We start from the raw sequence: 13,485 nt of genomic DNA on the forward strand, positions 1-13,485 counted from the left end.
CGATTGCCTCCCAGCATGTAGAAACTTCTCATTTACGTATGAATATATTGAAGATTTCATTGGCGGCCTCATCAACAGACATGGCGTCGTTCATCATTTCATCCAAGAGTCTGCCGCACAATTGATCATCAAAATCTACATTGCTTTCATTTTGCGACAGTAATGCGTGGGCTTTTAATTGATCCTTGCTATCCGAAGTCCAATAATGCTCTTTTGCAAATGGGTAGGTTGGCAGGCTGATACGGTGAGGTACCTTCCCCGTATAAACTTTTTCCCAATCCAAATTTAGCCCTTTGGCCCACAGCTCCAGAAGCTTTGTATATTTCCTTTTGGAAATCCAATGTTCAATCAGTTGTTGCAGGTCTTCGTCCCCCGTAAAAATGGACAACGCTTCTTTGTTGCGTTTTACTTGACCTCTATACAGGTTGAGCATGCTGTGGCGTCCGTCCACAAATTCCTTTAATTTCTCCTCAAGATCTGTGATCGAATCCACGAGCATGGCTAGACGCTCCTCCATCGGTTCGCGTCCCACCTGGAGCGTATAGGCAATATCCAATATGCTGGCCGAGGATAGCTGACCCTGAAGAGCCTCAAGCAGCTGTCGTCCTTTTTCCTTAAGCTGCTCCTCACTCTTGGCTGATAGCACGATCATCGCAGGTCCCTGAGAAGCAGGTTCTATTCCTGATGGCTCCTGAACCTCGGGAATATACTCTTCAATCACGATATGAGCGTTGGCCCCACCTGCACCGAAAGACGATATTCCAGCCCGTCTCGGACACTCCTGAGTGATTCCATCGGTTGTAATTACCGGTCTCTTCCATTCTTCTAGATTCTGCTGAACGACAAAAGGAGTATTGCTGAAATGAATTTCAGGATTCAACTTCCTAGAATGTAAGGACGGTACTAACTGGCGATGCTTAAGCTGCAGCAATATTTTAGTTACTCCTGCAATGCCTGCTGCGCTCTCGGTGTGACCAATATTGGATTTGACCGAACCTATGGCGCAGAACTGCTTGTCTTGTGTGAATTTCTCAAAAGCCCTGGTCAATCCGGCAATTTCAATAGGGTCTCCCAAAGCCGTGCCGGTTCCATGGGCTTCAATATAACTGATGGTTCTTGCATCAACATTCGAACGCCGTAGCGCATCCTCAATCAGTTGAGATTGAGCTTGAGGGCTAGGCACGGTATAACCACTGGTTTTACCTGAAGCATTGAGCATGCTCCCTTTGATGACACCATAAATATGGTCACCGTCTGCAATAGCCTTCTCCAGCGGCTTTAACACGATAGCGCCGACGCCTTCCCCATCAACGAATCCATCCGCTTGGTCTCCAAACGACTTACATTCGCCAGTTTTCGAAAGCATCGTCATCGCTGACAGCTTGATATAGTGGATTGGGTCTACGATCAAATTGACCCCTCCGACAATAGCGCACTCGCTGATACCGCTATACAGACTTTCCAAAGCTAGATGGATAGCCGTCAATGAGGAGGAACAAGCGGTATCGATGGTCATACTTGGACCTTGGAAATCCAAATGATAGGATATCCGATTGGAAATGGAATTGTATTGAGGTCCCAAACCGTAATTTCCATTCATCACGCCTGCGAATACGCCCACTTTACGACTCTCACAAAGATTGGCAGGGGTATATCCGGCATCCTCTATACTTGCATATGCAGCTTCCAGAAAGAGCCGTTCCTGCGGGTCCATAGTTTCGGCTTCTGCAGGAGAAATCTTGAAAAATAGTGGATCAAATAAATCGATTCCCTCGATAAAGCCGCCTGATTTCGTATAGATGGTACCTCGTTTTCCTTTTTCTTCGTCAAAGTAGGTCTTCCAATCCCAACGATCTTTCGGAATTTCAGTGATGCAGTTTTTACCCTCTTTTAGGTTGTTCCAATATTCCTCTACATTACGAGCTCCTGGATAGCGCCCGGACAAGCCCACAATCGCAATATCTCTGATATTAGAGGAGTGCTCCTTCGGCTTCTCACCTTTGCTGACAGACGGCTTAAGGAAGCGTCCTTTCTGTGCAAATCTCATCGGGGCAATATCGACTACCTGTGGAGCAGGGACTTCTTCCACTCTGGAAGTTTCTTCGCTCATCTCTGTCTCCTTCATACCTACCAGCTTCTTCAACGAATCCTTTTGCGTTTGAAGCAGGTACGCTACCAGATCATCTATGGTGTTGTACTCAAAAAACAGGGTGCTGGCAAAATCCTCGATCACTTCACGCAGCACATTGGTGATTTGCACAACCAATATCGAGTCGATCCCGTACTCTTCCAGGGCAACCGTAGAGTCGATGCTTCCCGGTTCCATTTTTAGGGTTTCGCCAAGTAAATTTTTAAAGTAGGCCGTACTTTTGCTGCGCAGCACATTTTCTGATTCCGCTGATTCCGCCTGTACTGCCTCTCTTTTGGGCTGAGCTGATTGTTTTATTGATCCTGCTTCAACGGTTCTATTCTCTACCGATAGGGATTTTTGCTTTGGCTGTCGCTTTTGCCGAACCAAGCCATCGCTTTGGGCTGCAACGATCTGCTGGCCCCAATCATGCGCCTCCTGTGCCGGGAAGAACGCTGTGTGAAAGCCTTCTTTGGCCAATACGCTTTTCCATACGTGAGGATAAAGTCCAGGGCAGCCGGGAATACGCAACTCCGAATCCTCATAAGCCCACCAGCCATCCAGCAATCCGAAGGTAAGGTGGGTAAATATGCTGCTGCCCATGAGTTCATTTAATAGAAGCAGGCCGTTGCTTTTCAAAACCGCTTTCGCATTACGCAATGCCTGACGAATATCTTTGGCCGTATGAAGTACATTGGCAGCAATGACAATGTCATATTTACCCGCATCAATACCTTGTCCAGCAATAGGTTCTTCCACATTAAAGATTCGATAACTAAGGTACGGATTGTCTGGCCCATACTCTTTTTCCGCATGCATCAAAAAGGCCTTCGAAATATCGGTATAACAATATTCCTGAATGTGTTTGCAATATGGCCGTAATTTGAGGAATACGGTGTTGCTGGTTCCTCCGGTGCCTGCTCCGATTTCGAGAATTCTGATTTCTGCAGCAGAGTCGCTCATAATTCTCTGCTGAACATAGGCGGCGATCGTATCGGAAAGAACTTCATTAAAATAGTCAGCTACCAGACTGTCTTTATAAATCCCTTCCACTAATTCCATCGAGGAATTGGGGAACATGATTTCCGTTGCAGGACATTGGCCGGTAATAATTTCAGGCAAGGCCCGCAGCGTTGTCTCAGCCAAATGTACCCTCGCCCGCATCTGCGGATATTTTTTCCATGTATGCTTGTGCTCTTCCCATTCCTGCCAGACATCCTCTCGGTAAGCCGGGCTGGAAGCATTTCCATCTGTAAGAGCATCATTCAGCCGTGCCAAAATCTTTACACTCTCACCTAGCCATTTGCCGTATAACTCAGGCAGTCCATGCTTATGTTTGAACTCGTCAACAGACTGATGATCTGTCCCTGACAGCCCCATGGACCAAAGCTGCTCCTGCAACAGCTTGCCCAGAAGGTGTTCCAATTCCTTTTCCTGCAGGCTGCCAGCATCCTCTGCCGCATAATCCTCGGCAAACTGGTCTTTTGATTTGATTACTGCAGCCATACTTTCTTGTATATCCCGAAGATCGGGATCCGTGTTGTGCGAATATAGGCCAATGGCTTCCGCCGGATTAGTCCCTTCCAAATCTAAATGTTTTGTTGTCTTCATCAGCCCTACTTGATTCAATGGTGAAGCAAGCAACGTCTCAAGTGCCTCCATCCCCTCTTGAGGCTCAATAAGTCCGACGCCGATCTGCGCTAGTTTTGAGTAATTTTCCACCTCTTGCTGCCTGTCTTGGGAAGCATTGTTCTCGTCGTTCCCCCAGTATCCCCAGTTCATGACTTTCACCGGGCAATGCCATTCCTGTGAAAGCCGCTGCGCAAACGCATCCTTAAAGGTACATCCGGCAGCATAGCTGCTTTGTCCGGGATTTTTTACATAGGCAATAATGGAAGAGAAAAACAACACGAAATCCAGCGGTTCATTTTGGAAGACCTGAGCCATGCGCACACTCACATCGACCTTTGCCGAAAGCCCGGACCGGAGCTCTTCCTCCGTCAAATCTTCCAAACCCTTCTCCAAAAAGGCAATGGCAGAGTGGACTACGCCGTTGATCTTGGAGTACCGCTGCTTTATCTCCTCATATGCCCCCTGCAGCGACCTTTCATCTGCTGCATCTGCCGTAATATAGTATGGAACAGGTCCGTGGCCTTTAAATTCGTCCAATTTAGCCTGGATGGACGCGTCCTTTGGCCTTCTGCCTATCCACACCATCTGGGCCTGATAGGTCGAAGCCATATACTTGCTCCACGCCACTCCGATGTTGCCTGCACCACCGATAACCACATAGATGCCTCCGGTTTTGTACAGCGTCTGTCCTTTTGAGCCTGGAGTCTGCTTAAACGGAATCAGCTGCTGGCGATACCACTGACCGCCTCTGAAAACCCACATCCGTCCCTGACGGTCTGAAGGCAGCGTAAATAGTTCGGATAACGGCCAGTCATAGTCGGATTGCAGGTCTATGATACGAACCTTCCAGTTCGGATATTCTTTGGCCATCGTGCCTACCAACCCATGCAAACTTGCGTGGGCCGGGTGGACTGTATCGTCCTGATCGATCGACTGAGCCTGGGTGGTTATGGTGGTCCAGCCTAGCTTTTTCGTCCCATACCCCAGCAGGAGCAGCGCCTTGACCATTCTAAAGAAGAGCAAGACTCCGGGCTCCTGTTCCTCAATCAAGGATTCAGCAGTGACCGATTCGACAGAAATCGTAGGTGCAATCCACAGTATATGGTCAACGGCTCCATATTCTTCAACCTTTGAGGCAACCGTTTCTATGGAATCCTGCGCCTGCAGCTCCAAAAAATGCGCCTTCGGATAATATTCCCGGATGGCCTGTCTATCTTTGTCCGTACCACCTGCAATGACCATTCGGTCTGTCGAAGATGGGAAAGCTGATTCTTTTTTAAGCGCAACGGGGTCCCATTTTGGGATGAGCATGACAGCTCCTACAAGCGGATCGGCGGCATGATCTCCTGCAACTACGCCTTGTGCATGCTCAGTGCGGATATCTCCGTCCAGCGCTCGGGTGGATAGTCCCGTTATTCTGACACAAACGTTCCCTTCCTCATCACATAAGTCGATATTGAGCTTCTGTACCTTGTCCTCTCTCTTGCTGCCCTCGCTGTATTGAATCAACGACCACATATTCTGGGTGCATGCCCCATGGATTTCGATCTCTTGAAGGGCGAATGGCATAGAAGGCGTATTGGGTACTGTGCTGTCCGGCAGCTCTCCATCTTGACCCATGATTAATCCAATGGATGCATGCAAGGCCGCATCCATTAGGCTAGGGTGAAGAACAAAGCTGTCAGCCGAATCGGAGAGCACGGAGGGCAATGCCAGCTTGGCCAGTACCTTGCCCGGACGTGTATACACTTTCTCCACGCACCTGAAGGCTGGGCCGTAATCCATGCCAATTTTTTGGAAGATATCGTAGCAACGCTCCCCCTCAAATCCGTGTAGATCAAATTCTGCCTGTAATGCCTCTAGGTTAAGCACTGGCTTTTGTTCCACGTTAAACTGCACCGCATTGCCCTGGCTGTGCACGGTATGTCCGATATCGCTTCCTGCTTGCTTACTATATACCTCAAAGCTGATTTTTCCCGCGTCTTCCAAAAATAGGCCTGTGTGTACTGGGAATGACTGATCTTCGACCACAATTGGCCGAATCCAGTTTACATTTTTCAACCGGATTCCTGTTGTGCAGTTGTCCTCATCTCCTATAGAGCGTTCCACAGCCGCCCGCACCATCTCAAGATAAGCGACGCCTGGTAGAATCCGTTGGCCTTTTACCGTATGATCTCTGAGGAAAAATTCCTCGCCTGTAAACGTTGAGCTGAACCGCTGCTTCAAGAAGTTTGAAGTGTTGTGATGCAGTAAAGGGGACAAAAATGTAGACTGACTCAGAGCGGCTATCAAGCCATCGCCCTTTACCTGGTTTACGGGCACCCAATAGCTTTCTCTGGCAAAAGGATAGGTTGGCAAACTAATTCTGTGAGGCTTCTTTTCCCCATAAAGCCTGTTCCAGTCCAACAGCAGTCCTGTCACCCAAAGCTCGGCGAGCTTTCCATATTTACCTTTGCTCACCCATGCACCCACCATTTTAGCCATATCCTCATCGATTTCCTGAGTGACCAATACTCCTTTGTTGCGCTTTACCTGTCCTCTATACAGTTCTTCTATACCTTCCTTTTCCAGCAGGAAGCTTTCCAATTTCCAATCCAGCTCTTGGATGGATGTGGCGATGATCGCAAGCCGTTCTTCCATCGCTTCTCGTCCGATCTGCAGCGTGTAGGCGATATCTGCGAGACCTATACGCGGGTCATTCAGCTCTCTAATGGCAGATAGCAATCTTTGCGCCTGCTCGTTCAGCCTTTCCCTGTTCTTGGCCGATAGCACAATCATGGCAGGATGAAGAGACGCAGGAGCAGCTTGCAGCTGAGTAGTCTCTGCTGGAATGTACTCTTCAATTACCACATGCGCGTTAGATCCGCCTGCCCCGAAGGCCGAGACTCCTGCCAACCTTGGATACTCCTTGATTTCACCATCCATGGATACGACAGGTCTTTTCCATTCCTCTAATGTCTGCTGTACTTTAAAAGGACTATCACTAAAATCGATGTTGGGATTTAACTTGCTTGAATGCAGTGAAGGCACCAATTGTTTATATTTCAACTGCAACAGCACCTTTGTCACTGCGGCAATACCGGCTGCGCTCTCACAATGTCCGATATTAGACTTGGCAGACCCGATTGAACAGAACTGCTTGTCTCTGGTATATTCCCGGAACACCTTTTGTAAGCCCGCAATTTCAATCGGATCACCCAGAGGAGTTCCTGTCCCATGCGCCTCTATATAGCTAATGGTTCTAGGGTTGATTCCCGCCTCCTGAATAGCCTGCCCAATCACGCTAGCCTGTGCGTTGGGGTTGGGTACAGTATATCCATTGGTTTTTCCTCCGTGATTCACTGCAGTACCTTTTATGACGCCATATATCCGGTCTCCATCTGCTATAGCTTTGGCCAGCGGCTTGAGCAGCAAAGCCCCGACTCCTTCTCCTGGCACATATCCGTCACCCTGTCCGAAGCTTTCACACCGCCCATTGCTTGATGCAAAGCTTCCCTGTCCTAGTAATAGATATTTGTTAGGATGGACGGAAACGTTGACTCCCCCTGCAACCGCCAGTTCACATTCTCCATGCTGCAGTCCGTGACAGGCCATATGGATTGCTGTCAGTGACGAAGAGCACATGGTATCCACAGCGATACTTGGTCCATGAAAATTACAAAAATACGATACACGGTTGGCAACCGCCGAAGCATTCCCGAGAAGCCCGAGCATATTCCCTTTGGCTTGTTCCTGGGCTCCATAAAGCTGATATTCGTGATACATTACTCCGACATAAACGCCAACATTGCCTTCCATGCCGCCAAGTCCCCGGTCTGCACCAAGAGTTTCGCGCGTATAGCCCGCATCCTCTATGGTTTCATACACACATTCCAGGAAAAGGCGCTCTTGAGGGTCCATCGTTTCCGCTTCTCTTGGCGAAATGTTGAAAAACAACGGGTCAAACCAGTCCACCCCATCGATGAACCCTCCCCACTTGCTGTAGGTTTTCCCGGGCTTCCCTTTAGTTTCATTAAAGTACAGACTGTAGTCCCAACGCTCCTTGGGAATCTCAGTGATGGAGTCCTTCCCATCCCTTAGGTTTTTCCAGAACTCCTGGATACCTGCTGCCCCCGGATATCTTCCCGATACCCCTATAATGGCAATGTCCAAGCCCTTCTCTTCCTGATGGGGCTGCGTACCTGTCGGGAAAGGCCATGGACGTCTGCGACTCGCAGCGATCGGAGCCAAAGGCTCTATTGCTGCTTTTGCAGGTTCGTTCGCCACTTTATGAGGAGCCGCATTCTTCTCCTGCGCTTTTAAAACGTCTACCAGCCGGCCATGGTGCGATTCAAGGAAATATCCAGTTAATGAGCGGAGATTATGATATTCAAAAAATAATGTCTTCGGCAGTGAGCCAAACGTTTTTTCCAATTCATTTGTGAGCTGCATGACCAATATGGAATCAATCCCATACCTGTCCATAGGCGCATTTACATTTATACTTTCAGCTGGCAGCTTGATTACAGCCGAAAGCAATGTTTTCAAATAGTCTTCAGCTTTTTCTCTTAGCCATTCTTCGCCGATAATCGAGGCTTCCCCATCTTCCATTCTGGAACGGCCTGAAATCTCTGTTCCTGAAGGCTGTCCCAGAATGGCCGTCTTAATCGTTTGAGGATATCCTTCGATAACCATAACCTGGCTTTTACCGGAAGATAAGCTTTGATACAAAGCCTTTATTCCACTCTCTGTTTCCATGGCAATCATGCCCAGACCTTGCATTGCCTTTTCCGTTTCCCCATCGACATGCATCCCACCGTCCTTCCACAACGGCCAGTTGATCGACAGCGTGTGCCCCTGGCGTTGCTTGCCTGCCGCCAAAGCATTTCGATAAGAAGCATAAGCATCCATAAAGCCATTGGCAGCAGAGTAGTCAACCTGTCCTACATTGCCAACACTTCCGGCGCCGGAAGAAAACAGGATAAAGAAATCCAGAGGCAGGGAGTTGCTGGCCTGATCCAGATGGATCAACCCTGAGACTTTGGGAGTCAGCACTTCTCTAACTTCTTCTATCGTCTTTTTGATGATGAAGTTGTCCCGTATCACTCCTGCTGTGTGTAAAATACCGTTAAGACCGCCATATTGCTCGACGATGCCATGAATTAACTCGGTGACCGCTTCCTTTTGACCCACGTCCACCTGTCTGTACTCTATATGACCTTCCAGCGCTTCCAATTCGCTTAACAAGGTCTGTTTATCCGCTGACAGAGGTGATCGTCCTACCAGTACGACGGTGGAGTCTTTCACATTACACAGGATGTCTCTGGCAAAAATCAGTCCCAGGCCGCCTAGACCGCCAGTGATGAGATAGGTCCCTCCATCTTTCCATGGCTGGGCTGCATCTTCACGCAAGGTTTCAATTTCTTGCCACTTTAAAGCCTGTCGCTTGTCGCCATGATATCGTATTCGTTCGCCGTACTGGCCGTAACGGTTCTCTTGTAATTTTGCAATAATCCCCTCAGGGCCATCCTTGGCATCAAGCTCTAGCAGTTGACCCATGACATTCGGGTTTTCTTTTTGGGCGGTTTGCAGCATGGCAAAGAACCCGGAATAAACCTGTTGGTCATTTCGGGCAGGGACTGCAATTTGCAGCAAAGTTTTTTGTTTGTGTATATCCAGCATTATATTTTGCAATTCTTCAAATATCTGAATAGTGTAGTCTTCAAACCGCGCATCCAAGTCATTACTCGATGACTGTAAAACAATGCAGCGAGTACCATCCATACGAGCTGCAATATCCTTTCTGGAAATACCTTCAAATTCGCACAGGATCACAATATGCCGTATATCTTTGAACGCGTTCTCTCCTGCAAGGACTGCCTCCTCCTCCCAGACCGGCTCCAGCATGAGTGTGCCCACATTCTCGACGAAATCTGCTTGCCCTGCTCCTTTTTCCAGTTCTCTGGATGAGAGCCCTTTGAGCTGCACACAAATCTTTCCGCTCTCGTCGCAGAGATCGATATGTACTATGCTCAATCCATTTAGTGTCTCCTCACTCGCTTGTCTGGAAATCCGTGCCCACATCACAGAAGTGCATTTTTCGAATATTTTCAGTTCCTGCAAGGCAAAGGGTACCGAGAGGTTGCCTTCAGACACATGTTCTTCCCGATCCATCACCAAGCCGATTGTGGCCTGCAAGGCTGAATCCATCAAAGCCGGATGCAATACAAATTCACTTTGAGTATGAGATACATTGGATGGAAGGGACAGCTTTGCCAGCACGAAATCCTTTCCCCGTAAGATGGTCTCGATCCCCTGGTGTCCCGGGCCATAGTCTATTCCCATAGCTCTGAAAGCTTCATAGCATTGGCTTGAAGATAGTGAACTGTGAATACATTCTGCCTGTAAAACATTCAGGTCCAGGTACTGCGGCTCACTGTTTCTCTCCAACACAGCTATCCCCTGGCTGTGTATAATATTTTCGGCGTCTTCTTCCCCCCCGCTGTATATTTCAAACGCAATCGCTCCATCGTCCTGAGGATATAGGCTGGTGTGTACCCTGATCGGATTGTTAGCTACAACGATGGGCTGAGCCCATACTACATTTCTCAGTTGAATACGGGTCTCACCCTCCATGACATCTCCTGCTGCTTCTTCGACGGCCGCTCGCACCATTTCAAGGTAAGCCACCCCAGGTAATGTCGGTTGGCCCATGACTCGGTGATCTGCTAGGAAAAATTCCCGGCCTGTAAAGGTGGAGTCGTAGCGCTGCCCGGAGAGATCGGAAGTATTTTGATGCAACAAAGGGTGAATTTGGGCGGTCATAGCCGGGTTTATATTCTCCTGCTCCATGTCTGTCTCAGACAACCAATAGTGTTCCCTCTCGAAAGGATAGGTCGGCAGACTGATTCGCTGGGGCTTGGTTGCTCCATAAAGTGCATCCCATTCAACAGTTGCGCCATTAGTCCATAATTTGGCTACTTTATCAAGTCTTTTATTTTGAAGCCAGGTCCGAACGAGGGTTCCAGTATCTTCGTCAGAATCAAAAAGTTCAATTTCGCCTCTAGCATCGTCCACTTGTCCAGTTAACACCTTGTCCGACGAGTTGCCATTCACAAAATGTTCCAGCTCATGGATCAGATTTTCTCTTGAATCTGTCAAAAACGCGAGGCGCCAGTTCATAGCCTCTCTGCCCACTTGCAGGGTATAAGTCAGGTCTGACAGCTTAGTGCTTTCGTGCAATTTAACAAATTCCATCATGTCGGCGGCATAGGATTTCAGGGCTTGTTCGCTTTTGGCAGAAAGTACAAATAGCACTGGGTTATCTTGATCGACTGGGTTCAGCTTCACCTCAGAGGCTACAGGCACATATTCTTCAATAACCATATGCGCATTAGTACCGCTAAACCCGAAAGCACTGACGCTTGCACGTCGAGGTATCCCCGGTTTGGACTCCCACTTTTGTAGCCCAGTGTTAATGTAAAACGGGCTTTCCTCCAAAGAAATATGTTCATTTAGGGATTCAAAATTGATGGTTGGCGGCAATTGCCGATGTTTCATGGCGAGGAGCACTTTCATTATGCCAGCTACTCCGGCCGCTGTTAGCATATGTCCCATATTGCTTTTCAGCGATCCCAGCGCGCAATAGCCCTTTTTGTTCGTATAGGATCGGAAAGCTTCGGTAAGCCCTTCCACTTCGATCGGATCGCCCAGTTTGGTACCTGTCCCATGGGCCTCTACCATAGAGATCGTTTCAGGATTAATATTGAACCGCTGGTAAACCTCACTTTCAAGCGAAATCTGTGAATTTACACTTGGAGCGGTAATGCCGTTGGTTTTCCCATCCTGGTTCATTCCCCATCCCCGGATAACTCCATAGATGGAGTCCTTGTCCCTGATTGCATCAGAGAGCCGTTTTAATAAAATAACGCCAACCCCTTCTCCAGGGACAAACCCGTTTGCACGGGCGTCAAAAGTAAAGCATCGTCCATCCTTGGACAGCATTCCTGCTTTGCTGGTCATGACATGCATCCCTGGCCCTGCCATGATCATTACTCCGCCCGCCAAAGCAAGATCGCTTGTTTCTAAAACAAGGCTGTTGCAAGCTTCAGCTATAGCTACCAGAGAGGAAGAGCATGCGGTATCAATCGCCAGAGAAGGGCCCTTCAAATTCAGCAAATACGAAATCCGGGCCGATAAAATGGAAGGTGATCCTCCCATAAGAACCTGCGCATTCAATCCCTGTCCGCTCATGGACCTTCCATAATCACTAGCTGCACAACCTACAAAAACACCGCAACGGCTCCCTGACAGTGAGGCTGGATTCAATCCAGCATCTTCAATGCATTTCCAGCTACTTTCCAGAAATAGACGCTGTTGAGGGTCCATCATCTCTGCTTCCGCAGGAGATATATTAAAGAACAACGGGTCAAATCGATCTATATCCTCTAGCACACCCATCCACTTGCTATAGGTTTTCCCCTCAGCCTTGGGATCAGTATCATAATATTCGTCAATGGACCAGCGTGTTGAAGGAATTTCCGATATACAATCCCTGCCCTGAGCCAGGTTATCCCAGAACTCAGCCAATGTCTTGGATTTGGGAAACTGCCCCGCCATGCCAATAACTGCGATAGAATCCTTCTCCTGACCATGCGGCATACTGGGCACAGATTTTTTCATATCCGCCTGCTTGAGCGGTTTGTGCGTACCATCGCTATTCGGAAGTTGTCCGTAGGCCGTCTGAATCCGTTCCTTGACCTCTTGCTGATTCACAAACGTTTTGTCCTGCATTTTTATTTCTTTCTCAATCGTAGCCGCCAGCTTTTCTCTAATCGGCTGAGCCATATGGTTTTTCAGCTCAATCAATGACTCTCTTGGCGACTCGGACAGTTTCCTTGCCAGCTGCATTGCGTACGGTACCACTTCATTTCTCGGCAGAACAGGAAAAGGAGTCCCTTTGGACTCCAGTTCTGAACCGCTATATCTAGTACCAGTGAATAAAATTTCCTGCGCCATGCTAACTCCGAACTTTTCAGGAAAAATGAGGGTTGAGCCCGCACCGGGAGTAAAGCCGTATTTCATAAAATTAGTAGTGTAGATACTTTCTCTACTCATCACGATAAAATCGCAAAACATCCCCATGCACCAGCCCGCGCCAATCCCATGTCCCTGCATAGCAGCAATGACTGGCAGCTTGCAATCCAGTGCAATCTTGTAAACATTGGTATCGCTATATTTCGCCTTTCCCTCATGAATGGCCAGCAATCCCTCCTGCGTACCCCCTGTGGCAAAATAGGTGTCATATCCCGTCAGAATCACAACTTTATAATTCTCGTTAGCCTGCACCGTAGCGAACGCCTGGTTCAGGCCCACAATCAGTTCATCGGAAAATGTATTTTTGTGCACGGTATCCTTCATTGTTAACAGAACAATGCCATGCTCAAATTCCTGCAATTGAACCACAGGCGGCACTTCCGTTTCGCCATTGCTCTCCTTCTCCGGTCCGTGAAAGCTGTCCAATGGCTGTAGCGAAAGAGACAATTCCTCTGAAGTTGATTCCTGTGACCGGACTTCCAATGATTCTTCCAAAGATTCATCCGAAAGCCCGCCCATCAATTGGCGCAATCGTGCTTCGGCATCTTCAGAATTTATTTCCCCTGTTTGTACCGCACGAAAAATATCTTTTGGATCCATAAAAATGCCCTCCTAGCCGTATGAAATAGGACGAATATCGTGTCGGCAAT

1 protein-coding gene is annotated in these 13,485 nt (G+C 48.3%); it reads right to left on the bottom strand.

Translation table 11 applies throughout. The annotated features are described in order from the left end of the window. Positions 1-28: 28 nt before the first annotated feature. Positions 29-13,435 carry an SDR family NAD(P)-dependent oxidoreductase gene (locus tag ACH59B_RS16000; protein ID WP_404302080.1) on the bottom strand — a complete coding sequence of 4,469 codons (13,407 nt, stop codon included), beginning with the start codon at positions 13,433-13,435 and terminating at the stop codon, positions 29-31. Positions 13,436-13,485 lie beyond the last annotated feature (50 nt).

This window comes from Paenibacillus sp. DP01 (assembly GCF_044784315.1).
Taxonomy (GTDB): Bacteria; Bacillota; Bacilli; order Paenibacillales; family Paenibacillaceae; genus Paenibacillus; species Paenibacillus polymyxa.

Coding starts and splice junctions, on each gene's coding strand:
- ACH59B_RS16000 (WP_404302080.1), bottom strand. CDS start 13,435: ATGGATCCAAAAGATATTTTTCGTGCGGTACAAACAGGGGAAATAAAT.